The organism is Pantoea brenneri, assembly GCF_038594305.1.
Lineage (GTDB): Bacteria > Pseudomonadota > Gammaproteobacteria > Enterobacterales > Enterobacteriaceae > Pantoea > Pantoea brenneri.
The window spans coordinates 26270-52268 of sequence record NZ_JBCGBG010000004.1 but is presented as its reverse complement, the minus strand read 5'-3'; the positions used below and the strand labels follow the sequence as shown (position 1 = coordinate 52268).

Annotated in this window: 23 protein-coding genes and 3 tRNA genes; 9 read left to right on the top strand and 17 right to left on the bottom strand. The window is 56.3% G+C overall.

The window, feature by feature from the left end; translation table 11 throughout:
* Nucleotides 1-77 precede the first annotated feature (77 nt).
* From hflX to nnr, 7 genes are all read right to left on the bottom strand, one after another.
* The gene (gene hflX / locus AABB92_RS16330; protein ID WP_031376420.1) at nucleotides 78-1358 is read right to left on the bottom strand and encodes a ribosome rescue GTPase HflX; all 1281 of its coding nucleotides are present in this window, start codon (nucleotides 1356-1358) and stop codon (nucleotides 78-80) included.
* A 76-nt stretch (nucleotides 1359-1434) separates the two neighbouring features.
* Nucleotides 1435-1746, bottom strand: coding sequence for an RNA chaperone Hfq (gene hfq / locus AABB92_RS16325; protein WP_009087468.1), 312 nt, complete (start codon nucleotides 1744-1746; stop codon nucleotides 1435-1437).
* Between the two features lie 103 nt (nucleotides 1747-1849).
* A complete protein-coding gene (gene miaA, locus AABB92_RS16320; RefSeq protein ID WP_046289273.1) occupies nucleotides 1850-2800 on the bottom strand; it encodes a tRNA (adenosine(37)-N6)-dimethylallyltransferase MiaA in 951 nt (316 codons plus the stop codon).
* Nucleotides 2793-4646: a DNA mismatch repair endonuclease MutL gene (mutL, locus tag AABB92_RS16315; RefSeq protein ID WP_031377854.1), complete on the bottom strand. Its 1854-nt coding sequence runs from the start codon at nucleotides 4644-4646 to the stop codon at nucleotides 2793-2795. The genes miaA and mutL overlap by 8 nt, the downstream gene beginning before the upstream one ends.
* A 49-nt stretch (nucleotides 4647-4695) precedes the next feature.
* Nucleotides 4696-6366 carry an N-acetylmuramoyl-L-alanine amidase AmiB gene (gene amiB / locus AABB92_RS16310; RefSeq protein ID WP_031377855.1) on the bottom strand — a complete coding sequence of 557 codons (1671 nt, stop codon included), beginning with the start codon at nucleotides 6364-6366 and terminating at the stop codon, nucleotides 4696-4698.
* Nucleotides 6363-6839 (bottom strand): tRNA (adenosine(37)-N6)-threonylcarbamoyltransferase complex ATPase subunit type 1 TsaE, encoded by a 477-nt coding sequence (gene tsaE, locus AABB92_RS16305; protein WP_031377856.1) that lies wholly within the window; start codon nucleotides 6837-6839, stop codon nucleotides 6363-6365. Before tsaE ends, amiB begins: the two co-directional genes overlap by 4 nt.
* The gene (nnr, locus tag AABB92_RS16300; RefSeq protein ID WP_031377857.1) at nucleotides 6836-8356 is read right to left on the bottom strand and encodes a bifunctional ADP-dependent NAD(P)H-hydrate dehydratase/NAD(P)H-hydrate epimerase; all 1521 of its coding nucleotides are present in this window, start codon (nucleotides 8354-8356) and stop codon (nucleotides 6836-6838) included. Before nnr ends, tsaE begins: the two co-directional genes overlap by 4 nt.
* Between nnr and queG the strand changes: the two genes are divergently transcribed.
* Nucleotides 8355-9494: a tRNA epoxyqueuosine(34) reductase QueG gene (queG, locus tag AABB92_RS16295; protein ID WP_031377858.1), complete on the top strand. Its 1140-nt coding sequence runs from the start codon at nucleotides 8355-8357 to the stop codon at nucleotides 9492-9494. The genes nnr and queG overlap by 2 nt on opposite strands.
* Nucleotides 9495-9841: 347 nt before the next feature.
* On the opposite strand, the gene AABB92_RS16290 is transcribed toward queG, so the two are convergent.
* The 4 genes from AABB92_RS16290 to orn form a co-directional block, all read right to left on the bottom strand.
* Nucleotides 9842-9917, bottom strand: a tRNA-Gly gene (locus tag AABB92_RS16290).
* Nucleotides 9918-9941: 24 nt separating this feature from the next.
* Nucleotides 9942-10017: transfer RNA gene (locus AABB92_RS16285), tRNA-Gly, on the bottom strand.
* A gap of 24 nt (nucleotides 10018-10041) precedes the next feature.
* Nucleotides 10042-10117 (bottom strand) — tRNA-Gly (locus AABB92_RS16280).
* Between the two features lie 154 nt (nucleotides 10118-10271).
* Nucleotides 10272-10820, bottom strand: a complete 549-nt coding sequence (gene orn, locus AABB92_RS16275; protein ID WP_031375106.1) for an oligoribonuclease — start codon at nucleotides 10818-10820, stop codon at nucleotides 10272-10274.
* Between the two features lie 101 nt (nucleotides 10821-10921).
* Here orn and rsgA point away from each other — a divergent pair, with 101 nt between their 5' ends.
* The 3 genes from rsgA to mscM all read left to right on the top strand — a co-directional run bounded on the left by rsgA (nucleotide 10922) and on the right by mscM (nucleotide 16430).
* On the top strand, nucleotides 10922-11971 hold the full coding sequence (rsgA, locus tag AABB92_RS16270) for a small ribosomal subunit biogenesis GTPase RsgA (protein WP_031375107.1): 1050 nt from the start codon (nucleotides 10922-10924) through the stop codon (nucleotides 11969-11971).
* A 212-nt stretch (nucleotides 11972-12183) separates the two neighbouring features.
* Nucleotides 12184-13083, top strand: a complete 900-nt coding sequence (gene asd / locus AABB92_RS16265; protein ID WP_031375108.1) for an archaetidylserine decarboxylase — start codon at nucleotides 12184-12186, stop codon at nucleotides 13081-13083.
* A 14-nt stretch (nucleotides 13084-13097) separates the two neighbouring features.
* Entirely contained in the window at nucleotides 13098-16430 is a 3333-nt protein-coding gene (gene mscM / locus AABB92_RS16260; protein ID WP_046289274.1) for a miniconductance mechanosensitive channel MscM, read from the top strand.
* A gap of 46 nt (nucleotides 16431-16476) precedes the next feature.
* Here the strand turns inward: mscM and mdh are convergent, their stop codons facing one another.
* The gene (gene mdh, locus AABB92_RS16255; protein ID WP_031375109.1) at nucleotides 16477-17415 is read right to left on the bottom strand and encodes a malate dehydrogenase; all 939 of its coding nucleotides are present in this window, start codon (nucleotides 17413-17415) and stop codon (nucleotides 16477-16479) included.
* A gap of 431 nt (nucleotides 17416-17846) precedes the next feature.
* On the opposite strand from mdh, the gene argR reads away from it, so the two are divergent.
* The 4 genes from argR (at nucleotide 17847) to yhcN (AABB92_RS16235) (ending at nucleotide 19801) form a co-directional block, all read left to right on the top strand.
* Nucleotides 17847-18317, top strand: coding sequence for a transcriptional regulator ArgR (gene argR / locus AABB92_RS16250; RefSeq protein WP_031375110.1), 471 nt, complete (start codon nucleotides 17847-17849; stop codon nucleotides 18315-18317).
* 488 nt (nucleotides 18318-18805) lie between these two features.
* Nucleotides 18806-19069 (top strand): peroxide/acid stress response protein YhcN, encoded by a 264-nt coding sequence (gene yhcN / locus AABB92_RS16245; protein WP_031375112.1) that lies wholly within the window; start codon nucleotides 18806-18808, stop codon nucleotides 19067-19069.
* 95 nt (nucleotides 19070-19164) lie between these two features.
* A complete protein-coding gene (locus AABB92_RS16240; RefSeq protein WP_031375113.1) occupies nucleotides 19165-19437 on the top strand; it encodes a YdgH/BhsA/McbA-like domain containing protein in 273 nt (90 codons plus the stop codon).
* Between the two features lie 100 nt (nucleotides 19438-19537).
* Nucleotides 19538-19801, top strand: a complete 264-nt coding sequence (gene yhcN / locus AABB92_RS16235; protein WP_031375114.1) for a peroxide/acid stress response protein YhcN — start codon at nucleotides 19538-19540, stop codon at nucleotides 19799-19801.
* A 53-nt stretch (nucleotides 19802-19854) separates the two neighbouring features.
* On the opposite strand, the gene AABB92_RS16230 is transcribed toward yhcN (AABB92_RS16235), so the two are convergent.
* From AABB92_RS16230 to aaeX, 5 genes are all read right to left on the bottom strand, one after another.
* Complete coding sequence (locus tag AABB92_RS16230) at nucleotides 19855-20124, bottom strand: barstar family protein (RefSeq protein ID WP_031375115.1); 270 nt, start codon at nucleotides 20122-20124, stop codon at nucleotides 19855-19857.
* A 55-nt stretch (nucleotides 20125-20179) separates the two neighbouring features.
* The gene (locus AABB92_RS16225) at nucleotides 20180-21631 is read right to left on the bottom strand and encodes an NAD-dependent succinate-semialdehyde dehydrogenase (protein ID WP_046289275.1); all 1452 of its coding nucleotides are present in this window, start codon (nucleotides 21629-21631) and stop codon (nucleotides 20180-20182) included.
* 112 nt (nucleotides 21632-21743) lie between these two features.
* Nucleotides 21744-23696 (bottom strand): p-hydroxybenzoic acid efflux pump subunit AaeB, encoded by a 1953-nt coding sequence (gene aaeB / locus AABB92_RS16220; protein WP_031375116.1) that lies wholly within the window; start codon nucleotides 23694-23696, stop codon nucleotides 21744-21746.
* Nucleotides 23697-23705: 9 nt separating this feature from the next.
* Nucleotides 23706-24638, bottom strand: a complete 933-nt coding sequence (gene aaeA / locus AABB92_RS16215; protein WP_031375117.1) for a p-hydroxybenzoic acid efflux pump subunit AaeA — start codon at nucleotides 24636-24638, stop codon at nucleotides 23706-23708.
* 7 nt (nucleotides 24639-24645) lie between these two features.
* Entirely contained in the window at nucleotides 24646-24849 is a 204-nt protein-coding gene (gene aaeX / locus AABB92_RS16210; RefSeq protein WP_031375118.1) for a p-hydroxybenzoic acid efflux pump operon protein AaeX, read from the bottom strand.
* Nucleotides 24850-25081: 232 nt separating this feature from the next.
* Here aaeX and aaeR point away from each other — a divergent pair, with 232 nt between their 5' ends.
* The gene (gene aaeR / locus AABB92_RS16205; RefSeq protein ID WP_031375119.1) at nucleotides 25082-25999 is read left to right on the top strand and encodes an HTH-type transcriptional activator AaeR; all 918 of its coding nucleotides are present in this window, start codon (nucleotides 25082-25084) and stop codon (nucleotides 25997-25999) included.

Sequence of the window (25999 nt, the reverse complement as noted above, 5' to 3'; positions counted from 1 at the left end):
GGTAACGCCTGCGTATTCGGGTCTGCAACGAAAGTGCGACAATCTTCAATTTTTAAGGTAAATGCGTTTGGGCAATATCAAACAATATAACTGGTCAGCGACGGTTCCTGTTTGCATAAGCGCAACCATTCAATGATTGGCATACGAATCTGCAATCCTACACTGCCGTCTTCCTGATTCCACTCTTTCTCAATCGCCTGCAACTGGTAGAAACGGCTGCGCAAGCGCCCCGCTTCGGGTGGCAGACGTAATTCGTATTGGGCAATTTCACCCGACAGCCGCTCAGACAGCGCCTGCCATAATAACGGAATACCGGCACCGGTCTGGGCAGACAGCCAGACGCGAATCGGCAGGTTTTCTTCGTTACGATCGATGCGTGGTTCAAAGCCATCGAGCATATCGATCTTATTCATGACCAGTAAGGTGGGAATTTCGTCAGCGTCGATCTCTTCCAGTACCGTATCAACGGCTTCAATATTTTCTGTGACGCGAACGTCAGCACCGTCAATCACATGCAGCAGCAACGTCGCCTGGCGCGTCTCCTGAAGGGTCGCTTTAAAGGCAGCAACCAAATCGTGAGGAAGATGGCGGATAAAGCCGACCGTATCCGCCAGCACCACTTCACCGACATCGGCGACATTCAGGCGGCGCAGCGTCGGATCAAGGGTCGCAAACAGCTGATCGGCAGCAAAGACGTTGGCTGAGGTCACGGCGTTAAACAGCGTCGATTTACCGGCGTTGGTATAGCCCACCAGCGACACGGTTGGCACATCGGCCTTGGCGCGTGCCTGACGTCCCTGCTCACGCTGTTTCTCTACCCGTTCCAGACGGGATAAAATCTGGCTGATACGGCCGCGTAATAAGCGACGGTCAGTTTCTAACTGCGTTTCACCCGGACCGCGTAAGCCGATCCCGCCTTTCTGGCGTTCAAGGTGCGTCCAGCCGCGTACCAGACGCGTGGCAAGATGGCGTAGCTGTGCCAGCTCAACCTGCAATTTACCTTCGTGGGTGCGTGCGCGTTGCGCGAAGATATCGAGAATTAAGCCGGTACGATCAATCACCCGGCATTCGCACAGGCGCTCGAGATTTCTTTCCTGAGCGGGCGTAAGGGCATGATCGAATAAGACGACCGATGCTCCTGTTGTTTTTACCGCATCGGCAATTTCAACGGCCTTTCCTTCACCGACAAAATACTTGGGATGTGGCGCTTTGCGGCTGCCAGTGATCACTTGCAGCGCGTCAACGCCAGCAGAAGAAACCAGGGTTTCAAATTCCTGAAGATCTTCTACTTCTTTGTCTTGGGAGAACCAGATGTGTACCAGTACGGCCTGCTCACCGGCATCATAACGGTCAAACAAGCTATAACCTCGCTAAAATAAAAGACCAGGACGGAAAACCATTCATGCTCTCCGGTCCTGGCTGTACGGCGACGCGTTATTCTGCGTTATCACCGTCTTGTTGTGGCTGTGGCTGCGCAGATGTGTTGCTGCCGCCATGATGGTAATTGTTGCTGCCGCCACCGGTATTATTGCTATGGTGAGAAACCGGGCGCGAAGGAACAACGGTAGAAATGGCGTGTTTATAAACCATCTGACTTACCGTGTTTTTCAGCAAAATTACAAACTGATCAAATGACTCAATCTGACCCTGCAGCTTGATACCGTTAACCAAATAAATCGAAACCGGAACACGTTCACGACGCAGTGCGTTCAAAAACGGGTCTTGTAATGATTGCCCCTTAGCCATTCTATCTTTTCCTTATATGCTTGTTGTTTGTTGCTTGTAGAACCTATGGTTCTGAAAAAACTGCGTAAAAATTTGCGCACGATAACCCGTCAATTGTACACAATCACCCATGCTTCGCACTAAGAACCTGTAGCACCCTGTCACGTGCCAGTTGGGGCTCGTCACTGTCTAACCAGTGAACGTTTTCCCAGCCGCGTAACCAGGTAATCTGACGCTTAGCAAGTTGCCGGGTTGCGCAAATTCCCCGATAAACCATCTCGTCATAATCGATTTCGCCCGATAAATAAGACCACATCTGGCGATAACCAACACAACGAATGGAAGGCATGTCCGTATGCAAATCACCTCGTGCAAACAGGGCCCGAGACTCCGCTTCAAATCCTGACGCCAACATCTGCTCAAAACGCAACGCGATGCGCTGGTGTAACAGCTCGCGGCTCGCAGGGGCGATGGCAAACTGGTACACATCGTAGGGTAACGCTTCACCGGACGTTTTTGTCAGTTCCGTTAAAGTTTTACCCGAAATGAAAAAAACTTCCAGTGCTCGCGAAAGTCTCTGCGGATCATTCGGATGAATACGACTGCCGGCAACCGGGTCGATTTCACACAGCTGGCGGTGTAAAGCTTCCCAGCCTTTTTCACGCGCCGTTTGCTCTATCCGCTGACGAACCTCGGGATCGGCCGAGGGCAACGGCGACAATCCTTCAAGTAACGCCTTGAAGTAGAGCATGGTTCCACCAACAAGCAACGGAATTCGTCCGGCCTGAACGATATCCTCCATTTCTGCTAACGCATCGCGTCGAAACTCGGCCGCCGAATAGGCTTCCGCGGGATCGCGTATGTCCAGCAACCGATGGGGCGCCACTGCTAACTCCTCAGCCGACGGTTTCGCCGTGCCAATATCCATCTGACGATAGATTAAGGCAGAATCTACGCTGATTAGTTCCACTGGCAAATGCTTACGCAGCTCAATCGCTAATGCCGTCTTGCCAGACGCCGTGGGTCCCATCAAAAATATAGCCTTTGGCCGGCCAGCCTGGTTTAGTTCACTCATGCTTCAACGCGTCAATCGCGCTCTCAATCTCTATGGCCTGTATCAGACCTGAAGGCGGCGATTTTAATAACTGTGGACAGAGCCGTTCCAGCTCAGCCAGCAGGTTAATCGCCTGTGAGTGATTCCAGTCAGATGACTCTGCATCCTGACGTCGCGCCAGCCACTGGGCCAGTTGCGTCGCAGAGTTATCTTGCTGCCGGGCGAGATAGCCTAACAGTTCAGGAATCAAGATTTGTAAATTTTGTGTTCGTAACGGTAAAGGAACCGCGCGCAGAGTCACGTGGTCGCCCTCCAGCTGCAGTTCTATTCCCATCTGATTGAGCAGACTGCTGTTTTTCTGTGCAGCCTGCCGCTCGGTCTGGGCAATTTTAAGCCGCACCGGGATCAATAACGGCTGCGGTTTTAAGCCGGTTTCGCCGGGCTGAAGCTGCGCCTGTTTTAACCAGCGCGCCGCCACCGGCAGAGACAGCAGCAGCAGTCTCTGGTCCTGCTCCAGCAACGCATAGTGGTGATGCAGCACCGTCAGTACCCGGCCAAAACTCTGGGCATGCGCCGCCAGCGGTGACGCCTGGACGACGGCTCGCGGTACCGGTTCAGCCGGCTTCGCTGGTGGCGCGCCCGTGGCAGGCGTTTTTAGCAACTGCTGATACACCGCGCCTTCCCGCTGACGATAACCGCTCTCTTTGTTCTGCCAGGCTGGCGCTGGTCCCGGCGTCGGTGCTGCCGGCGCTGACTCGCTGCGACGCGCGGCGGGCTGTGAAAAATGGTTCCCCCCGGCCGCCTGACGATTCTCGGGTTGCCAGCGCGGCGCGGGCTCCTCTGCCTGCAGCGTCGGCAATACCGGGGCCGCGCTCGCCTGTAACACACTCATCACACCCTGATAGATAAAATCATGCACCAGCCGCGACTGATGAAACCGCACCTCATGTTTTGCCGGATGAACGTTGACATCCACCTGGTGCGGATCGATTTCCAGATAGAGCACATAGGCGGGCTGCTGGTCCTCCTGCAGCTGGGTCTGGAAAGCCTGGCGGATCGCGTGATTGATCAGTTTGTCGCGCATCATGCGGCCGTTTACGTAGCAATACTGCAGGTCGCTGACCTGACGCGAACCGGTCGGATCGGCTACCCAGCCGCGCAGTGACAGATCGTCGTGCTGCCAGTCGATGCGTAACGCATGCTGCATAAAGGTCACGCCACAGATGGCTGCCAGCCGTCGTTCGCGCTGGCTCTCTTCACTCACCGCCCGATACTGACGCATCATTTTGCCGTTGTGACTGAGTGAAATCGCCACGTCAAAGCGGGCCAGCGCGATGCGGCGAATCACTTCGTCGATGTGACCAAACTCGGTTTTTTCAGTGCGCATGAATTTGCGGCGTGCCGGGGTGTTGTAAAACAGATCCAGCACTTCCAGCGTGGTGCCGCACGGATGCGCAGCAGGCTTGACCGTCACGGCCATATCTCGCCCTTCGGCATAGGCCTGCCAGGCTTCAGTTTGATCGGCGGTACGTGAGGTCAGAGTCAGGCGAGAGACCGAGCTGATACTGGCCAGCGCTTCGCCCCGGAAACCGAGGCTCATGATCGCCTCCAGGTCATCCAGTGAGGCAATCTTGCTGGTGGCATGGCGGGCCAGTGCCATCGCCAGTTCGCTTTTTACGATGCCGCATCCGTTGTCACGGATGCGTATCAGCTTCGCGCCGCCCTTTTCAATCTCAACATCAATGCGCGTTGCGCCAGCATCAAGGCTGTTTTCCACCAGCTCTTTCACAACCGATGCAGGACGCTCGACCACTTCACCCGCCGCGATCTGGTTCGCCAGTTGCGGCGGTAAAATTTGTATCGGCATGGTGGATATCCTTTTAGCTGATAGCCCGGCGCAGTGGCCGGGCAAACATTCAGGATGCAGGAATTTTCAGGTTCTGCCCCAACATTACGTTGGTCGACTTCAGATTATTGGTCTGCATTATCGCCTTCGGGCTGACGCCGTAGTGGGCGGCAATGCCGGTCAGCGAGTCGCCACGTACCACTTTATGACGGACCACACCGCGCGTGGTGGCTCGCGTGGTCCGGCTGACGGCAGCGCTGGCCGGGACTTTAAGGCGTTGCCCAACCCATACCACATCGCGCTTCAGCGTATTCATCTCACGCAGGGTGGCCATGCTGACGCCATACTTCGCGGCGATGCCAGACAGCGTCTCGCCGCGCGTCACCGTGTGGCGCTGAGTGGCACCGGTATATTGCGTCACGCCGGTCGCCGGGTTGCTGGCGACGCTAACCGCTGGCGACGAGCCCAGCGGCCGGTTTTCCTCCTTTGGGATGGATTGCAGCGGGTGCGCCAGGAAATAAGTGCGCAGACCTTTATAGATCGACTGCGCAATCTTATCCTGGTGTGCGCTACTGCCAAGCAGTCGCTCCTCCGAGGAATTACTGATAAAACCGGTTTCCACTAACAGCGAAGGAATATCCGGCGAACGCAGCACGCCAAGGCTGGCATGCTCTGGTAAGCGTTTATGCAGCGAAGTGACGCCGCGTAATTGCTGCAACACGCGCTGGGCAATGTCATAACCGACACGCTGTGAATGACCAAACTGCAGGTCGAGCACCGCCTGGCTGAGATAAGGGTCCGCCTGACTGTTCGCCAGCAGATCGCCTGCGCCGCCCAGCAGTTCAGACTGTTTCTCTTTCTGCTCCAGCCAGTTAGCCATTTCACTGTTGGCGCGACGGTTCGACAGCACCCAGACCGACGCACCGGTCGCCGCATGGCTTGGCGCGGCATCGGCGTGAATTGAGACCAGCACGTTGGCATTCGCTTTACGCGCCACGTCAGAACGGCCCATCACCGAAATAAAATAGTCGCCATCACGGGTCAGTACGCCTTTGAACATCGGATCGTTATTCAGTAACACCCGCAGCTTACGGGCGATAGCGATGGTGACATTCTTCTCTTTCAGCCCGCGCTGTCCGATAGCGCCGGGGTCCTGACCGCCGTGTCCGGCATCAATCGCCACGATCACCGTGTCGTTGCGGCTGACCGCGCTGCCCGGACGTACCGTGCTGGCTGTGCTGGTGACGGCGGTGACTGGATTGGCGTTAAACGGGTTCGCGGCGGCTGCGCTCTGAACCGGGGCGCGGACCGGCGCAGGATCGGGCGTCGGCGTCGGGCGGGTTACGGCCGGCCGTGAGCCGGTAATGGTAAACACCACGCTGTAGCTGCTGCCGTTACGCTGCGTCACCGCCCGGGTTTTGCCCGGCTGCGTCAGCTCAAACACCAGCCGTACGCTCTGTTTGTCTTTCGCCGTGCTGGTCCGGATGCGCTTTACAATGTTTTCTCCGCTGAAGTTCAGCGGCAGTCCCTGCACCACTCCGCTCTGGCGCACGTCCAGCACCACCCGGTCCGGGTTGCGTAGCGGGAAGAAACCATACACTGGCTGCCCGGCAAAGCTCAGGGTCACCGTGGCCTGGCTATCGCCGTTGGCGACTTTGATATCAGACAGGGTGGCCGCAAACAGCGGCGCGCAGACCAGCAACAGCAGGGTCACTAAGGCTAATTTCATCCGTGACTTCATGCCGGGTCCCTGTGTTGTGCGAGTGACGCAATCCACTGCTCTGCCAGCGGCGTATGGGCCGCCAGCTCCGCTTCACGCGCATCATCGACGTAGCGCAGCGTTAAGGAGAGATCGGGCGGCGGCAGAAACCCTTCGCCCTGCTGTGGCCATTCAACCAGACAGATGGCGTCACCGCTGAAATAGTCGCGGATGCCCATAAATTCCAGCTCTTCCGGGTCGGCCAGCCGATAGAGATCAAAATGATAAAGTGAGCGCTCACCCAGGGTGTAAGGCTCGACCAGCGTGTAGGTTGGGCTTTTTACGTTGCCCTGATGTCCCAGCGCCTGCAGAAAGCCGCGGCTGAAGGTGGTTTTACCCGCCCCCAGATCGCCATAGAGATAAATGACCGCCGCGTTGCCACAGGCACGCGCCAGTTGAGCGCCCAAACCGAGCGTAGCCGCCTCATCGGGCAAAGAAATAACACAGGTCTTCATGCTTCTTGATTCATCTCAGGATTAACAAATTGCCACAGCAGCTCAAGTAAATCAGTTGCCAGCATACCGCGCGTGCCACGTTGTGCCGCCACCGCATCGGCTGCGGCGCCGTGCGCGACGCAGCCGGCACAGGCAGCCTCAAACAGCGCCAGTTTCTGGCCCACCAGCGAAGCGATAATCCCACTCAGGAGATCGCCCATGCCGCCGGAGGCCATACCGGCATTGCCTACATCGGCAAACGCCATTTCACCCTGCTCGCTGGCGATCAGGGTTCCGGCACCTTTCAGTACCACCACGCCGCCGTAGCGCTGGGCTAAGCTCTGCGCTGCATGTAAGCGGTCACTCTCAACTTCACTGGTCTTGATGTTGAGCAAGCGCGCCGCTTCGCCAGGATGCGGCGTAATGATGCGATTCTGACGTTTCTCTGCACTGATTGCCAGCAGGTTAAGTGCATCCGCATCCCAAAGCATCGGCTTTTCGCATTCCGCGACCCGTTCCAGCGCCCGCTTGCCCCAATCCCGCTGCCCAAGGCCCGGTCCAATCGCAATCACATCCGCCCATTCCAGGGCCGCGCTGAGCTGTTCATCGGTTAGTTCATCGACCATGATTTCCGGCCGCGCCGTCAGGATCGGGATAATATTATCCTTGTGAGTAAGTACTCGCACTAACCCGCTGCCGCTGCGTAGCGCTGCTTCTGCCGTCATCCGAACCGCGCCGGCGGTACCGGCATCACCGCCCACCACCAGCAGGCGACCATGATCGCCTTTATGCGAGGTCGGCTTACGCGGTCTGAGCCACTGTGCAAGCGCGCTGGCATCATAGCGCGCCATCGGAGCGGTTTCCGCCGCCAGAAAAGCCTGCAGGCCGAGATCGGCATAGAACAGCTCGCCGATAAAGTCCCGCGCTTTGCCGGTAATCTGGCCCGGCTTAAGCGCCACCACGCTCAGGGTGTGCGTGGCCTGTATCACCTCGCCGGGCGCACTGCCGGTGCTGGCGACTAAGCCGGAAGGCATGTCGATAGCAAGGATCGGCGCAGCATGGGCATTCGCCTGCTGAATCAGGGTGCGGTAAGGTTCGCCCGGCGCGCGATTAATGCCGGTTCCCAGCAGCGCATCGACGATGACCCCGACCTGCTCTGGCCAGGCGGCATCGGCGGCATGAATTTCGCCGCCCGCATCCAGCCAGGCGTCGCGGGCACGTTGCGCCTCCTCGGGCAGCGGTTTCTCACCGTCACAGGCCAGCAGAGTGACCTGCCGGCCCGCCGCCTGCCCCAGACGGGCCACCACGTAGCCATCGCCGCCGTTATTGCCATGACCACACAGGATTAGCCAGTGTCTGGCGTCAGGCCAGCAGGCGTTAAGATGTTCATAGGCTGCCTGTCCGGCGCGCAGCATCAGTTCATATAAGGTGATGCCGAGCGCATCAGCGCCTTCACGCTCCAGCTGCGCCACAGCCTGCGCAGGCCAGACAGAATATGGTAAACTGCGGCTGTTTTTCTTCGAACCCTGGTCACTCATGTCATACCCTCTCGATCTTCATCAACTCGCACAACAGATTAAACAGTGGGGATTGGATCTCGGCTTTCAGCAGGTCGGCATCACCGATACCGATCTGAGTGCGGAAGAGCCGCGTCTTCAGGCGTGGCTGGACAAGCAATATCATGGCGAGATGGAGTGGATGGCGCGCCACGGTATGATGCGGGCGCGTCCGCATGAACTGCTACCCGGTACGCTGCGCGTCATCAGCGTTCGCATGAACTACCTGCCGGCCAAAGCGGCTTTTGCCAGTACGCTGAAAAATCCCCGGCTGGGCTATGTCAGCCGTTATGCACTTGGTCGTGATTACCACAAAGTATTGCGCAATCGACTGAAAAAGCTCGGAGAAATGATCCAGCAGCATTGCGGTGAGCTTAATTTCCGGCCGTTTGTTGACTCCGCCCCGCTGCTTGAGCGCCCGCTGGCGGCCAAAGCCGGACTGGGCTGGACCGGTAAACACTCTTTGATTCTTAATCGCGAGGCGGGTTCATGGTTTTTCCTCGGCGAGCTGCTGATCGATCTGCCGCTGCCGGTGGATACGCCTCAGCCGGAGCAGTGTGGACGCTGCGTCGCCTGCCTGACTATCTGCCCGACCAACGCCATCGTTGAACCCTATGTGGTCGATGCGCGGCGCTGCATCTCCTACCTCACTATCGAACTCGAAGGGGCCATTCCGGAAGAATTTCGTCCGCTGATGGGCAACCGGATTTATGGCTGTGACGATTGTCAGCTGATCTGTCCGTGGAATCGTTACGGGCAGCTCAGCGATGAAAGTGACTTTTCGCCGCGCGCCGCCCTGCATGCGCCCGAACTGATCGATCTGTTTCAATGGGATGAAGCAAAGTTTCTGCGTATTACGGAGGGATCGGCGATTCGGCGCATCGGTCATTTACGCTGGCTGCGCAATATCGCCGTGGCGCTGGGTAATGCGCCCTGGTCATCGGAGATTATTCCGGTGCTGGAGCAGCGGCTGGGTGAGAGTGATTTGCTGGATGAACATATCCGGTGGGCCATCGCCCGGCAGCAGGATAAGCGTCAGCAGGTGGTTATCGACGTGCAGCCCGCACAGCAAAAGCGCCTGGTTCGTGCAGTCGAGAAGGGATTACCGCGTGATGCATGAGTGTACAGCCAGCCGGCAGAATCGCGTTTTCCACATGCTGTGAATAAAAATAAAAAGCCGTTGTCTTTCAACTGCCATAAGGCTGATAACGCAGGTAAATAACAATCTGAAATATTTTCATATCGTTAATTATCAACTATTTACTGAAAAGTTGTGTTTATTTAATAATGAGTCTATCGCTTCGGTTAACAGATAAAGCTGTGGATAACTCTGTTCAAAAGCATTTTACAGATCGGGGAATAAGGCGTAAATGAGGGCATGCAGCGCTGTGGATAACCTTCTGGAAACTATCCGGGCCCGCAACAATTAATAACCTGATAATTACTTAATAGGGTCTGACGTAAAACTGGAGCGGGAAACGAGACTCGAACTCGCGACCCCGACCTTGGCAAGGTCGTGCTCTACCAACTGAGCTATTCCCGCATAGAAGGGCACTGCTAAAAAATCTGGAGCGGGAAACGAGACTCGAACTCGCGACCCCGACCTTGGCAAGGTCGTGCTCTACCAACTGAGCTATTCCCGCAAAGAGGGTACTGCTAATTAAATCTGGAGCGGGAAACGAGACTCGAACTCGCGACCCCGACCTTGGCAAGGTCGTGCTCTACCAACTGAGCTATTCCCGCGCCTTGTACCGTTAATAAATTCTTCACCGGTACGGGGTGCGCATTATACGAGAAATCGTTGCTGCTGCAAGCCTCTGAAAGCAAAATTTTGCGCTTTCAGCGCGATTGCCGATTAAAGCAGCAATCTGTCGATTTCCTGCGCACCCGTTGTCGATTAAAGCTGCAAGAAGTGCTCACGGTAGTAAGCCAGCTCCGCCACTGATTCGCGGATGTCATCCAGCGCCTGGTGCGAACCGCTCTTTTTAAAGCCGGGCAGGATATCGGGCTTCCAGCGGCGCGCCAGCTCTTTCAGCGTGCTGACGTCCAGATAACGATAGTGGAAGTAGGCTTCCAGCTCAGGCATGTATTTGAACAGGAAACGCCGATCCTGACCAATGCTATTACCGCAAATCGGCGAGGTGTTGGCCGGTACCCACTGCTGCAGGAAGGCAATGGTCGCCTGCTCCGCTGCCCGATCGTCAATCTGGCTCGCCTTCACCCGCTCCACCAATCCGCTGTTGGTATGGGTGCGAACATTCCAGTCATCCATCAGCGCCAGTTGCGCATCGGACTGGTGCACCGCCATCACCGGGCCTTCCGCCAGGATGTTTAAACTGGCGTCCGTTACCAGGGTGGCAATCTCAATAATACGATCGCGCTCCGGATCCAGTCCGGTCATCTCAAGATCAATCCAGATCAGATTCTGTTCATTTCCAGTAGCCATGCTGTTTCCTGCGGTTGCTGTAGTCGTCATTCAGGATGAATAAGGTGTATCATAGACGTTTTGCCCAGCCGGGCGAAATCTGGCTAACGCTGTGAGGGTGAGTGAGCAAAAATAAACTGTCGAAGGGCCAACAACGTCGCGTAAGCGCTAACCACGATCGCCGTCTCAACCAACGCAGAGAGCCTCCGGATGCGGATGATAATCTGTTTGGTGAAACTGCAGATGGGGTCGTTGTCAGCCGTTTTGGCATGCACGCCGATGTCGAGGACAGCGCAGGCGTCGCCCACCGCTGCAATATTCGCCGCACGATCCGCTCGCTGGTAACCGGCGACCGCGTGATGTGGCGTCCGGCGCTGAGCGGCGGTAAAGGCATTGTCGAGGCGGTACATGAACGCACCAGCGTGTTAACCCGTCCCGATTTTTATGACGGCGTAAAACCGATCGCCGCCAATATCGATCAGATCATTATCGTGTCGGCGATCCTGCCGGAACTGTCGCTTAACATCATCGACCGCTATCTGGTCGCCAGCGAAACGCTGGATATCGAACCGCTGCTGGTGCTGAACAAAACCGATCTGCTGGATGATAAGGCGCGCGCTTTTGTTGATCAGCAGATGGATATTTATCGCGAGATTGGTTATCGGGTGGTGATGGTTTCCAGCCGGGCGAAAAACGGCCTTGATGAGCTGGAAGCGGCGTTAACTGACCGCGTCAGCATCTTCGCCGGCCAGTCTGGCGTCGGCAAATCCAGCCTGCTGAATGCTCTGCTCGGCCTCGATAAAGAGGAGCAGGTCGCCATTCTGACCAATGAAGTGTCGGATGGCTCCGGACTGGGCCAGCACACCACCACCGCCTCGCGCTTGTACCACTTCCCGCACGGCGGCGATGTGATCGATTCGCCAGGGGTACGTGAGTTCGGTTTATGGCACCTTGAACCGGAACAAATCACCCGTGGATTTGTCGAATTTCGGGCCTACCTCGGCGATTGCAAATTCCGTGACTGTAAGCATGGCAGCGATCCCGGCTGTGCGATCCGTGAAGCGGTAGAGCAAGGTAAAATCAACGTTTCCCGTTTTGATAACTACCACCGCATTCTGGAAAGCATGGCGCAGGTAAAAACGCGTAAAAATTTCCCTGACGGCGATAGTTAACCGGTATAACCGCGTCCTGACCTCAGAGTTTCATCCGCCGCGCGGCGCGACCTACAGCAAAGGGTCGCCGGGCCACAGTGCCACGCGCGGATCGGCCTGCGGCCGATGATTCGCCGCGCGCCATAAATCGGCTATAGTCGCCATCTGACCGGGGCGCTGCTACAATCCGCTCCCTTTTTTATCAACGTCATGAAAATAGCCAGGAGGCTAAGGTGTTTGATCGTTTGAAACTCGGCTTGAATCATATTCTCCCGAAGAAATGGCTGACTGAACTCGCCGGTTGGGGCGCCAGTCGCCGCGGTGGTTGGTTGACCAAACTGGTCATTGACATCTTTGTCTGGTTTTACAAAGTCGACATGGCGGAAGCGCGCAAGCCTGACACCGCCAGCTATCGCACCTTTAACGACTTCTTCGTCCGTCCGTTAAAAGACGATGCGCGTCCGGTGGATGCTGACGCCAACCTGATCGCCCTGCCCGCTGATGGCGCAATCAGCCAGCTCGGCCACATTGATGGCGACCAGATTTTCCAGGCGAAAGGTCATCACTACACGCTTGAAGCCCTGCTGGCCGGTAATGAGCAGATGGCCGCCCGCTTTGTCGACGGCGAGTTCGTGACCACCTATCTGGCACCGCGCGACTATCACCGGGTGCATATGCCGTGCAACGGCATCCTGCGTGAGATGATTTACGTACCTGGCGATCTCTACTCGGTTAATCCGCTGACCGCGCGCAATATTCCTAACCTGTTTGCCCGTAACGAGCGCGTTATCTGCTATTTCGAAACCGATATCGGACCGATGGTGCAGATTCTGGTCGGTGCCACCATTGTCGGCAGCATCGAGACGGTGTGGGCCGGTACCATTACGCCGCCGCGTGAAGGGGTAATTAAGCGCTGGCATTATCCGGCGGCCGATGATGAAGGGGCGGTGGTGCTGCTGAAAGGCCAGGAAATGGGCCGCTTTAAGCTGGGCTCAACCGTTATCAACCTGTTCGCACCTGGCCGGGTTAAACTGGCTGAAAGCCTCGAAGCTGAGAGCAAAACCCGTCTGGGTCAACCGCTGGCAATTGCCCTGCCGGTAGCAACAGACGTTTCCGACGTTATCGTCGACTAAGTTGAGTATCTCCTGTGCGTTCGATTCTCCTCCTGCTGCTGAGCCTGTGGCTCAGCAGCCCGGCCCTTGCGGCCAGCCTGCCTGACGCCAGCCAGCTTAAACAGCAACTGGAAGAGACTAAAGCTGCCAAAAGCTCACCGGCCCAGGCGGAACAAATCCAGTCGATTGAAGCAGCGTTAAACTTCCTCTCTGAACGTGATGACTCGCTGGAGCGCGCCGCGCAATACCAGCAGGTTATTGACGATTTTCCGCGTCTGGCACGCGAGTTACGCCAGCAGATCGCCACGATGGGCGACAGCGCGAAAACCGTGCGCAGCAACATGAGCAGCGCCGAACTGGATCAGGAGATTCTGCAGGTCAGCAGCCAGCTGCTGGAAGAGGGTCGCCAGGCGCAGCAGGAGCAGGATCGGGCGCGCGAGATCAGTGACTCACTGTCGCAGTTGCCGCAGCAGCAGACCGAAGCACGCCGCGCCATGACCGAGAGTGAGCGTCGTTTGCAGGGTGCCAGCAACAGCACTTCGCCGCAGGGCCAGCTACAACTGGCGGCCCGTCAGGCGGAAAATGCCGCCAATAAAGCGCGCGTCGATGAGCTGGAACTGGCGCAACTCTCCGCCAACAATCGTCAGGAACTGGCGCGGATGCGGGCCGAAGTGCACCAGCGTAAGGCTGCCCAGCTGGATAACTATCTGCAGGCACTGCGCAATCAGCTCAACGATCAACGTCAGCGTGAAGCCGAACTGGCGCTGGCGCGTACCGAACAGCTGGCCGAAAACAGTGGTGATTTGCCACCGGCAATCAGCGATCAATTCCGCATTAACCGCGATCTCTCCGTCGCCCTGAATCAGCAGGCGCAGCGGATGGATCTGGTGGCGTCGCAGCAGCGGCTGGCCACCAATCAAATTATTCAGGTGCGTCAGGCGCTCTCTACCCTGCGCGAACAGTCCCAGTGGCTGGGTGCCTCCAATCTGCTGGGCGAAGCGTTGCGCGCCCAGGTGGCGCGCCTGCCGGAAATGCCAAAGTCTCAGCAGATTGATAATGAGATGGCCCAGTTACGGGTTCAGCGTCTCTCCTATGAAGATCTGCTGGAGCGCCAGGAGGCGCTTCGTAAGGGTCACCAGGCCGATGGCCAGCCCTATACCAGCGAGCAGAAGCGCATCCTTGATGCCCAGCTTCGTACCCAGCGCGAACTGCTTAACTCGCTGATCTCCGGTTGCGATACCTTGATCCTGGAGATCACCAAGCTGAAGGTCGGCAATACACAGCTGCAGGATGCGCTGACCGAAGTGAAAGATGCCACCCACCGTTATCTGTTCTGGACCGCCGACGTCAGCCCGATCGGCCTGAGTTACCCGCTCGATCTGGCTAAGGATCTGTCACGCCTGCTGTCGCTGGATACGCTGGGACAGCTCGGCAAAGCGATGGCAATGATGTTTACCAGCCGCAGCACCGTGCTGCCGATCATTGCCGCCCTGCTGCTGGTCGGCTTTAGCATCAGCTCACGGCGTCACTTCAATGCCTTCCTTGAGCGCTCCGCCAGTAAAGTCGGCAAAGTGACGCAGGATCGCTTCCGGCTGACCATCCGTACCGTTTTCTGGTCGATTCTGGTGGCGCTGCCGCTGCCGGTGTTGTGGGGGACGCTGGGTTATGGTTTGCAGAACGCCTGGCCCTACCCGATTGCGGTCGCCATTGGTGACGGGATTACCGCTACGCTGCCCCTGCTGTGGGCCTTTATGATCAGCGCCGCCTTTGCCCGCCCCAACGGTCTGTTTATCGTTCATTTCCGCTGGCCGCAGAATCGCGTGGCGCGCGCCATGCGCTATTACTCCCTGAGTATCGGGCTGATTGTGCCGCTGATCATGCTGTTAATCGCCTTCAGCAATCTGGAAGATCGCCAGTTCTCCTCGTCACTGGGACGTCTCTGCTTCATTCTGATCTGCGGCGCGATCAGCATCGTCACCGTCAGCCTGAAACGCGCCGGCATTCCGCTCTATCTGGATAAAGAGGGCAACGGCGACAACATGGTCAACCGCATGTTGTGGAACCTGATGATCGCCATGCCGCTGATGGCAGCCCTCGCCTCGGCGATTGGTTACCTGGCGACGGCACAGGCTTTGCTGGCAAGGCTGGAAACCTCGGTAGCCATCTGGTTCCTGCTGCTGGTGATCTATCACATCATCCGCCGCTGGATGTTGATTCAGCGTCGTCGTCTCGGCTTTGACCGCGCCCGTCAGCGTCGTGCTGACATGCTGGCTAACCGTGCGCGCAGCGAAGAAGAGAAAGAGCAAGGCGCACAAAATACCGACGCGATTGAAATCGAAGAGCCGGTAATCGATCTGGATGCCATCAGTGCCCAGTCACTGCGGCTGGTGCGCTCAATCCTGACGCTGATTGCGCTGGTGTCGGTGATCGTACTGTGGTCGGAGATTCACTCCGCGTTCGGCTTTCTGGAGAATATTCAGCTGTGGGATGTCAGCACCTCGGTGCAGGGCGTGGAGTCTATTCAGCCGATCACGCTGGGGTCGGTGCTGATCGCGATTCTGGTGTTTATTATCACTACTCAGCTGGTGCGTAATATGCCGGCGCTGCTGGAGCTGGCACTGCTGCAGCACCTTAACCTGACGCCCGGTACCGGCTACGCCATCACCACGCTGACCAAATATCTGCTGTTGCTGATTGGCGGGCTGATTGGCTTCTCGCTGATCGGCATTGAGTGGTCGAAGTTGCAATGGCTGGTGGCCGCGCTGGGTGTCGGACTGGGTTTTGGTTTGCAGGAAATTTTCGCCAACTTTATCTCGGGTCTGATCATCCTGTTTGAGAAACCGATTCGCATCGGCGATACCGTCACCATTCGCGAGCTGACCGGCAGCATTACCCGCATCAATACGCGCGCTACGACCATTACCGACTGGGACCGCAAAGAGATCATCGTGCCGAATAAGGCCTTTATCACCGAGCAGTTCGTTAACTGGTCGCTGTCAGATTCGGTGACGCGCGTGGTGCTGACCATTCCTGCGCCAGCGAAGGTGAGCAGTGAACAGGTGACCACCATCCTGAAACAGGCTGCTGAACGCTGCAGCTATGTACTGGATACGCCGCCGCCTGAGGCGTTTCTGGTCGATTTACAGCAGGGGATCCAGCTGTTTGAACTGCGCGTGCATGCAGCAGAGATGGGACATCGCATGCCGCTGCGTCACGAACTGCATCAGCTGATTCTGAGCGGATTTGAGCAGCACGGCATTGAGATGCCGTTCCCGCCATTCCAGATGCGGATGGAAACACTGGGCAAGAAGCTGCCGGCCAGCAATGGGGCACCGGCCGCACGCGCCTATAAATCGGGCGGCCTGTAAACGACAACGCCCGGCTTAGCCGGGCGTTGTTGGGTTTACGCGGTGATTACTGCTTCACGAACGTTTCGCCCTGCTCAATATCTTTCTTCAGCGTCTCCAGCATACCGTTCAGCGCCTGCTGCTCGAATGGGCTCAGGCTACCAATCGATTTGCGTTCGGCAATGCCATTTTTGCCCAACAGCAGCGGCTGTGAGAAGAAACGCGCATATTCGCCGTCCCCTTCAACATAAGCACACTCCACCACGTTGGACTCGCCGTTAAGCGCCCGCACCAGCGATAAACCGAAGCGTGCCGCAGCCTGTCCCATCGACAGCGTAGCAGAACCGCCACCGGCTTTGGCTTCTACCACTTCGGTCCCGGCATTCTGGATGCGTTTAGTAAGATCAGCCACTTCCTGCTCGCTAAAGCTGACGCCTGGCACCTGCGACAACAGCGGCAGGATGGTCACGCCGGAATGGCCGCCGATAACCGGTACCTCAATCTCACCCGGTTGCTTGCCTTTTAACGCCGCGACAAAAGTATTGGCGCGAATGATATCCAGCGTGGTAACACCGAACAGCCGATTTTTGTCGTAGACGCCGTGTTTTTTCAGGACTTCAGCCGCAATCGCCACCGTGGTATTGACCGGGTTGGTGATCACGCCGATTAACGCTTTTGGCGCGGTGGTCGCCACCTGATCAATCAGGTTGCGCACAATGCCAGCGTTAACGTTGAACAGGTCGGCGCGGTCCATACCGGGCTTACGTGCCACACCGGCGGAGATCAGTACCACATCGGCACCCTGCAATGCTGGCGTGGCGTCTTCTCCACTAAATCCCTTGATAGCCACCGCAGTAGGAATATGGCTGAGATCGACGGCAACGCCCGGCGTTACCGGCGCGATGTCATACAGTGAAAGTTCTGAACCTGCGGGAAGCTGGGTTTTGAGTAGAAGTGCGAGCGCCTGGCCTATGCCGCCAGCGGCACCGAGTACGGCAACTTTCATTCTTAACTCCTTATTAAGGTGGGGCAGAGAAGAGCCGGAATTCCATCTGTGTCAGACCTTAATCAACAGCTCAGGTGATGACGCGTATCCGTTGTTAATTCTACGTATTTTCACACGTGATCTCCGGATTCAAAAGTTACATATCATCTTAATACCTGAATGACCGACAACTTTGCCGTCGGCAGACAGAGAACGGCTACGTGCGTTTTCTGTTACTACACCACCAATAATATAACAACTTTGCAACCTTCGCCTTTCGGTGCTGTGACAGGGGTTTTGGTCTGAGACGATTTCTTTGCTATTATCGCCGCCCGCTAGCCGCCCGAACCCTGCTCATCAATCAACCGATTGCATAAAAATGCATTTAAATGCATAATCACCACTCTGCCGCGGGCGGATGTGCGGTTATTCCCTCTATTTATTGGTAACCTATGCGAAACCCATCGAAACAAGACGATCTGATCAAGGCTTTCAAAGCCTTATTAAAAGAAGAAAAATTCAGTTCCCAGGGCGAAATCGTTCAGGCGCTCCAGGATGAAGGCTTCGAGAACATTAACCAGTCAAAGGTTTCTCGTATGCTGACCAAGTTTGGCGCGGTACGCACCCGCAATGCCAAGATGGAGATGGTTTACTGCTTGCCCGCCGAGCTTGGCGTGCCGACCACCACCAGCCCGTTAAAAAACCTGGTTCTCGACATCGATTACAATGATGCGCTAGTGGTGATTCATACCAGCCCAGGCGCTGCGCAGCTGATTGCGCGCCTGCTCGACTCACTGGGTAAATCGGAAGGCATCCTCGGCACCATCGCTGGCGATGACACCATCTTTATCACCCGCGCGCGCGACTTTACGGTTAAGCAGCTGCACGGGGCGATTCTTAACCTGTTTGAACAGGAACTCTGATAACAGGGTGGTTGATCGGGCCTCACGCGACCGTTCAACCGCCCTTTCTGCTCGCCCTGCCACTTACCCTGCCCTATTCTCCAGTAGATCAAACAGTTAATCCGCACTCTGTCCTGCTTTCGCCAATGCGAATATTGGTCATACCTTTTGGTCTGCTTAACCTTTTGCGGTATTTTACACTGCTTTACATCACCACTCTGGCGACATTACCCAGATCTAAATCAAAGACCAGTCTGATCGACCACGTATTTTCGCACAAAAAGATAAAGTGATTTATCTGCCTGTTTTTGCAATAAAAAACAGCGAAAAGGTCATTTTTCCGCCGTTTTTTATAACGTTGAGTTATTAAAAGTAGCCATAAGGATAAAGAATCACAAAAAAACATTATTAGCGGGGTATTAATTTCTTCCGTTATTAGTTCTATACTTCTTTTCGTGATGCAAATCACACCAATTAAAAAGATAAAAATTGACGACGAGGAAAAATACATGAACGTAAAAACTACTATCGCAACCCTGAGCATTCTCTCTGCCCTCTCTTTTGGTGCTGTAGCAGCAGAATCTGTCACCGCTGCGCAGGCGCAGGATCTGCAACCGGCGGGTACCATTAGCGTCAGCGGCGTAGCGGGCTCACCGATGGAAATTAATCAGCAGCTGAGCGAAAAAGCCGATCAGCAGGGTGCAAAAGCCTACCGCGTGATTGAGGCTTACAACAACGGTAACTATCACGCTACCGCCCGTCTGTACAACTAAGCCCAGCGCAACCCAATATCGCCAGCAGCCCACTTTTTGACGCGCGGTTATGCGCCTCGGTGGGATGAGGCAACACAGTTTCAGGAGAGTTGATCATGAAAACTACATTTGCTATTGCCGTACTCAGTCTGGCCTCCGTGTTCTCAGTCGGTGCCAGCGCAGCCAGCCTGGTCTCAAACCAGCAGGCACAGAGCCAGAATCTGCAACCGATGAACCAGACCATCAGCGTCAGCGGTCGTGACGGCGATCAGACCAATATCCGTCAGGTCCTGTCTGAGAAAGCCGATGCGCAGGGTGCCAGCCACTATCGCATCATCGAAAACAACCAGGATGACACCTATCACGTCACCGCTGAGCTGTATAAATAATTAACCGTTATGACGCCGTGAAAGGCGCATGAGAGACAAGAGTCGACGACCCGCTTCTTCTTTTCACCGCAGGTTGTTGAACGTATTGAGGAGACGAAAAATGAAAATCAAAACAACCATCGCTACAGTCAGCCTGCTTTCCGTTATGGCGTTCGGCGCATCTGCCGCACAGCTGGTAACCGGCGAGCAAGCGCAGAATCTGCAGCCTGCGGGCACCGTAACCATCAGCGGTACAGCGGGTGCCCCCATGGATTATCGCGCTGAGCTGTCTCAGAAAGCCGATGAACAGGGTGCCAGCGCCTATAAAGTGATTGAAGCGCGCACCGGTGATAACTATCACTTCACCGCTCAGCTGTATAAGTAATTCCTCGTCAGATTTATGACGAACCCTTTGGCCCCGCTCGCCGGGGCCCTTTTTCATCTGACGTTAAAATGCAGCTGGCCTTCCAGCTCCTCTTCCGCTTCATCAAATAGCAGAATCAGCGCGCCATAACGTCGTCGCTGCCCTTTCCCCAGGTTCACAAACTCAATTTCCAGCGGCATCGGCAATGATTCGCCAGTGACCACATCCCATAATCCATCCAGGTCGCAGATCCGCCGCTCCTCCAGCGCAAAGCGCTCGCTGAACTGGCGAAAGAAGTGGGCCTGATCGACGATCTCATTGAAATCAAAACGCTCGGTTTTCATGCTGACGGCTCCCATCCTCCGTCTGCGGGCGACCCGCGCCGCCCGTTCATATCCGCTAGCCCAAACCGCCCAGGTGCAGCGCTTTGACCTCCAGATACTCTTCCATGCCCAGCACTGAACCTTCGCGGCCCAGGCCAGACTCTTTCACGCCACCAAACGGCGCCAGTTCGGTCGATACGGCACATTCATTAATGCCGATCATGCCGCTTTCCAGCGCGGCAGAGACGCGGAATACCCGCTGCAGATTCTGGGTGTAGAAGTAGGCCGCCAGACCGAATGGCGTGTCGTTGGCACGGCGGATCACCTCATCTTCTTCATCAAAACGGAAGCAGGCGGCGACCGGGCCAAAGGTCTCTTCCTGCGCCAGCTGCATCTCTTCGTGCGCCTCGGTAATTACCGTCGGTTGCCAGAAGTTGCCGCCCAGCGCGTGGCGTTCACCGCCTGCCAGCAGTTTACCGCCTTTGGCGACCGCGTCCTGCACGTGCTGCTCCACTTTTTCCAGCGCAGAGGCTTCAATCAGCGGCCCGACGATCACCCCTTCGTCCATGCCATTGCCGACTTTCAGCTTGTTCACTTCCTCTGCCAGCTGGCGGGTAAAACGGTCATAGATGGCGTTATGAATGTAGAAGCGGTTAACGCTGACGCAGACCTGGCCAGCATTTCGGAATTTGTTAGCGATGGCGCCCTGCACCGCCGCATCAATGTCCGCATCCTCGAACACGATATAAGGCGCGTTGCCCCCCAGCTCCATTGAAACCTTTTTCATGGTTTCTGCGGCATTGCGCATCAGTAGCTTGCCGACCGCTGTCGAACCAGTGAACGAGATTTTACGCACGGCTTTACTGGCCATGATGGCGTCGCTGATAGCATGCGTATCACCTGCCACCGCGTTGAGCACCCCATCCGGCACGCCCGCCTGTTTCGCCAGCGCCAGCAGTGCGAAGGCCGAGAGCGGCGTATTATTCGCCGGTTTGATGATGCCGGTACAACCCGCTGCCAGCGCCGGACCCAGCTTGCGGGTCAGCATCGCCATCGGGAAATTCCACGGCGTGATAGCGGCGACGACGCCAATCGGTTCACGCGTTGCCAGGATACGGGAACCCGGTTTGGCTGGTGGGATAATTTCCCCGTTGGCGCGTTTTGCCTGTTCAGCAAACCACTGGATAAAGCTGGCGGCATACTCGACTTCGCCTTCCGCCTCTTTCAGCGGCTTGCCCTGCTCGGCAGTCATCAGCTGGCCCAGCCAGCGTTTGTTCTCAATCATCAGCTGATACCAGCGATAAAGGATCTCAGCGCGCGCTTTGGCCGTCCGGGCACGCCAGCCGGGGAATGCCCGTTCGGCGGCAGCAATCGCCTGTTCGGTTTCTGCTTTGCCCGCTTTAGCGACCTGCGCGATCACCTCGCCGGTGGCGGGATTGGTGACGTCAAAAGTGGTGGAGGTGCGATGCCATTGACCATCGGCTAAATAGCCAGTCTGGAATAGTTCGCTTGATTGCAGTGATGTCATTGATTCGCTCCTGTCATTTTATCCTTCCGTCCGAAGAGTATAGTTGGCAAAAGCGACAGGTTTTGTGACGGGATGGCATTGAGCAGGCCGCTGCGGCGGGCAGCGGCCGGTTTCAGATTTGGATGAGGGTGTTCTGATACTTGTTCAGCATGGTCGCCAGCCGTTTTACCGGTTCGGTGACGCTAATCGGCGCGTCGTAATGCACCAGTTTTTCCTGATATACCTCCAGCTCCTGCAGCAGACGCTCGAAATAGTGGCGGCGCTTGTCGTCACTGCTGGCGGAGATCACCCGATCGGCGGTGTAGCGCAGTTGCCGGTGGTAGGCTGACAAATCATCATTCACCGGTATTTCCGCATTGCGTAACCGCTGATGTCCAATAATCAGCGTCAGCGCGATACGGTATTTGTCGATATCGCCGGGGAACAGATTCAGCAGCAGAAACAGTTGCTGATAGAGCGCCGGCAGATGGTTTTCACGGCGGCGCGCCTGATTGGTGGTCATCGCCGACACCGCAGCATACATAAAGCGGTTAAGCAGTTTGCGGCCGGTACGCGCTTTAGATTTATCGCGGATCAGCAGGATCACCATCATTGCCACGAAGCAGCCAATCACCTGGCCGAGCACATTATCGAGGAAGACGTTAAATTCGAACTTCATCGGATTATCCAGCACCAGCACGTTGATGGTACCGATTAACGCACCCAGGGTGCCAAGCTGCCGTCGCTGAATGAAGATCCCGCCAACAAAGCCCAGCAGGCCGATAGCGATACAGAGCAGCAGCGCGCTCTGCTGAGTATTGGGCAGCACATAGATGAAGTAGAGTGCACCGAGCGGCACCGCCACCGTCATGCCGTAGAGGAAATCTTTCGCCATCATCAGCGGATTCGGCATGCGCATCGCCAGCGCGGTAATCACTGCCAGCATCACCATGCAGCCGCTGCCGGAAGTCCAGCCGGTGTATAACCAGAACAGCGATCCCAGCGCGGTAGCCACAAAGGTGCGGATGCCGTTGATCATCGCATGATGGGTCTCAGCCGATCGCGCCTGAATCAGCACCTCGCGCTGCAGGATTTCCTCCTCCAGCGGGGTGATACGGCTGTTACTTTTAATGCCGTTACGCAGCAACAGGTATTCTGTCGCCGCACCGACCCAGCTCACCAGCGTAACCGGCGTGGTTTTGCCGCTGGCGCCAATCACCCGCCGCATTACTTTCATCCGCTTATGAACCTCGTCAGCCGTTGTGGCCTCTTTTTCAATCAGCAAACGGTACTGCGGTGGAATGTAGTCAGGTCGTGAGTTCTGGATCAGAAAGGTTTCTGCCGCCTGAGTAATCAGGGTCAGAGAGAGGGTGTTGAGCATCTGTAAGCGACGGTTGCTGTTCTGCCAGCGCGAAGATTCCATCATCAGCTGGCTGCGCATGCTGTTTAACGCCGTGGTACGCCGTACCAGCGCGCTCCAGGCTTTATCGACTTCCTCTTTATCGCCGTGCGCCACGCACAGTTGCAGCAGCTGATAATGCGCCACCAGCAGGGAATCCACTTCAGCGTCGATCACTTTTTTAATCGAGCGCGGCGAGAAGATCATATCCGCCAGAATGGCGCACAGAATCCCGAGCACGATCTCACTGCAACGCTCTACCGCGTACTGCGGTGCCAGCGTCAGGCCACCGCTGGCGTCGGCGGTGACCACGATAATCAGCGCGGTGTAGCCCGCCAGCCCCAGCGCGTAGGAGTTTTCAACTTTGATCAGCGAAGAGAGCCAGACGCAAAGCCCGGCCCAGATGCAGCAGAGCAGCAGCATCACCACCGGCGCGCGCACCGTGGCAATCATGATGGTCAGCGCGGCGATACAGCCGATGAAGGTCCCGATAATACGCAGAATGCCGCGATAACGCAGTGCGCCTGAATAGGGATCACCACCGGCTGCGAAGGCGGTACCGCCGGCCACAATGCCCGCGGTCATCACCGCCCAGCGGGGCGTTTCAAGATTAAGGTGAAAGCCAATCATCAGCGCTGCAAGCAGCGCGAAGGTCAGCTTCACCGGGAAACGCAAAAACTCGATCATATCGCCCTCTTAACCAAACTCACGCAGGCGATTGAACAGTCGGGTCATTGGCGAAACCTGCTCCGGCTGGCGATCGGCCTGACCGGTGATGACCACCGTTGCCGTCGTGCCTGCCGGGAAGCGGTTGCCTGGCTGTTGATCAAGACGAATACGTACCGGCACACGCTGCGCCAGACGGACCCACTCCAGATTAGAATCGATGGTTGCCATGCCTTTGCTGTCGACCGAGCTGCTGCTGTTGGTGACGCCGGCAGCCACGCTGTCTACCGTACCGCGCAGCACTACATTACTGCCAAGCGGCGTCACTTCAGCGCGGAAGCCGCGTTCAACGCCGTGCAGTTTGGTCTCTTCCAGGTAGGCCAGCACGTAGAAGGAGTGCTGCTGAACCAGCGCCACCGCCACCGAGCCGCGGGTGATGAACTCCCCTTCGTAGACATTCAGGTTCGTCACCCAGCCATCGGACGGCGCTTTCACGGTGGTGCGTTCCAGATCGATCTTCGCCAGATCGCGGGTCGCCACCGATTTCGCCAGCTGATGTTCGCTGGTTTGCAGATCGTTGTTAGCCTGGTCGATCGCTTCGCGTGACATGGCCGAGGTGCCCAGCTGGTTACGACGTCCCGCTTCACGGCGTTTCTCGCTGACCAGCGCCTGGTAATATTCGACATCAGCCTGTGCCTGATCCAGCGCTTTCTGGTAGCGCGGCCGATCGACCACAAACAGGGTATCGCCCTTCTTCACCAGCTGGTTGTCGTGAACCGGGACGTCGGTAATCAGACCGGTGACATCGGGTGAGATGGCGACGACATCGGCAGCGAATTTTGCGTCACGGGTCCAGGGTGATTCGGTATAAAACACCCAGGCACGGAAAATAATCACCACAGCAATGATGACCAGCAGGATCGTAATCGCGTAACGCGCGATTTTTCTTATGAGTGCTTTCACTTAAACCTCAGACAAATAAACGGGATACAAGGTAAAACACACAGCAGTAAAGTGCTGTATTAAAAAGTGCCGGATGCCAGACAAGATCATAAATACCGCTCGGCGTCAGCACGCGTTTCACTAACCAGAACAGCATTAGCGAGATAATTAATTCGATGAAAACGGGCGGAAAAGAGAGCCCAAACATGACAAATACCGGAAGCACACTCATCAGAAATCCTTAGTTCGACCTTGCCGGAAGACTCCTTTGCCTCGTCAGATGCCGCAGGAAAACCCACTGGCTGCTCTATCCGAACCCCAGCTGGCTTAATAATAGCGTATCATCGAAGGGCATCAGGCAATGAAGAATCACCGGGAGATACCCCGGCGCGCTTATAGTAACGCGCCTGACTATAAGTTTTCTACAGAATGTGATCTAAATCACTTTTAAGCCAGAGTAAATAATGGAACGACTGAAGGGCATGTCCATTTTCGCCAAAGTGGTTGAACTGGGTTCATTTACCGCTGCCGCGCGCCAGCTTCATCTGAGCGTCTCTTCTATCAGCCAGATAGTGGCAAAACTGGAAGATGAGCTGCAGGTTAAACTGCTTAATCGCAGTACCCGCAGCATCGGCCTGACCGAAGCGGGTAAAATTTATTATCAGGGCTGTCGTCGCATGCTGGCCGAAGCCACTCAGGTGCACGAGCAGCTTTATGCCTTTAACAACACGCCGATTGGCGTGCTGCGTATTGGCAGCTCCTCGACCATGGCGCAGAACGTGCTGGCCGGCATGACCAGCGATATGCTGCGTGAGTATCCGGGACTGAGCGTTAATCTGGTCACCGGCATTCCGGCCCCGGACCTGATCGCCGATGGACTGGATCTGGTGATTCGGGTCGGAGCGTTAAAAGATTCCAGCCTGTTTTCGCGGCGCCTTGGGGCAATGCCGATGGTGGTGTGCGCAGCTAAGAGTTATCTGGCGCAGCACGGCACGCCGGAAAAACCGGGGGATATCGATAATTTTGCCTGGCTGGAATACAGCGTACGTCCCGATAATAACTTTGAGCTGATTGCGCCTGAAGGTCTGGTGACGCGACTGGCGCCGCAGGGACGGTTTGTCACCAATGATTCCCTGACCCTGATTCGCTGGCTGAAGGCGGGTAACGGCATCGCTTATGTGCCGATGATGTGGGTTATTGATGAGATCAACGCCGGTGAGATCGATATTCTGTTTCCGCAGTATCAATCCGAGCCCCGTCCGGTCTATGCGCTCTATACCGAAAAGGATAAGTTGCCGCTTAAGGTGCAGGTCTGTATCGACTATCTGACCGGCTATTTCCAGCAGGTGGCGGAACAGTATCAACAGCAGCGTAAAAGCTAA

Excerpts from the sequence above, each read along its gene's own strand:
- nnr (WP_031377857.1), bottom strand. The coding sequence starts at position 8,356 with ATGAGTGACCAGGGTTCGAAGAAAAACAGCCGCAGTTTACCATATTCT.
- mdh (WP_031375109.1), bottom strand. The coding sequence starts at position 17,415 with ATGAAAGTTGCCGTACTCGGTGCCGCTGGCGGCATAGGCCAGGCGCTC.
- argR (WP_031375110.1), top strand. The coding sequence starts at position 17,847 with ATGCGAAACCCATCGAAACAAGACGATCTGATCAAGGCTTTCAAAGCC.
- AABB92_RS16240 (WP_031375113.1), top strand. The coding sequence starts at position 19,165 with ATGAAAACTACATTTGCTATTGCCGTACTCAGTCTGGCCTCCGTGTTC.
- aaeR (WP_031375119.1), top strand. The coding sequence starts at position 25,082 with ATGGAACGACTGAAGGGCATGTCCATTTTCGCCAAAGTGGTTGAACTG.
- amiB (WP_031377855.1), bottom strand. The coding sequence starts at position 6,366 with ATGAAGTCACGGATGAAATTAGCCTTAGTGACCCTGCTGTTGCTGGTC.
- aaeB (WP_031375116.1), bottom strand. The coding sequence starts at position 23,696 with ATGATCGAGTTTTTGCGTTTCCCGGTGAAGCTGACCTTCGCGCTGCTT.
- AABB92_RS16230 (WP_031375115.1), bottom strand. The coding sequence starts at position 20,124 with ATGAAAACCGAGCGTTTTGATTTCAATGAGATCGTCGATCAGGCCCAC.
- tsaE (WP_031377856.1), bottom strand. The coding sequence starts at position 6,839 with ATGAAGACCTGTGTTATTTCTTTGCCCGATGAGGCGGCTACGCTCGGT.
- AABB92_RS16225 (WP_046289275.1), bottom strand. The coding sequence starts at position 21,631 with ATGACATCACTGCAATCAAGCGAACTATTCCAGACTGGCTATTTAGCC.
- aaeX (WP_031375118.1), bottom strand. The coding sequence starts at position 24,849 with ATGAGTGTGCTTCCGGTATTTGTCATGTTTGGGCTCTCTTTTCCGCCC.
- yhcN (WP_031375112.1), top strand. The coding sequence starts at position 18,806 with ATGAACGTAAAAACTACTATCGCAACCCTGAGCATTCTCTCTGCCCTC.
- yhcN (WP_031375114.1), top strand. The coding sequence starts at position 19,538 with ATGAAAATCAAAACAACCATCGCTACAGTCAGCCTGCTTTCCGTTATG.
- miaA (WP_046289273.1), bottom strand. The coding sequence starts at position 2,800 with ATGAGTGAACTAAACCAGGCTGGCCGGCCAAAGGCTATATTTTTGATG.
- orn (WP_031375106.1), bottom strand. The coding sequence starts at position 10,820 with ATGGCTACTGGAAATGAACAGAATCTGATCTGGATTGATCTTGAGATG.
- queG (WP_031377858.1), top strand. The coding sequence starts at position 8,355 with ATGTCATACCCTCTCGATCTTCATCAACTCGCACAACAGATTAAACAG.
- mutL (WP_031377854.1), bottom strand. The coding sequence starts at position 4,646 with ATGCCGATACAAATTTTACCGCCGCAACTGGCGAACCAGATCGCGGCG.
- hfq (WP_009087468.1), bottom strand. The coding sequence starts at position 1,746 with ATGGCTAAGGGGCAATCATTACAAGACCCGTTTTTGAACGCACTGCGT.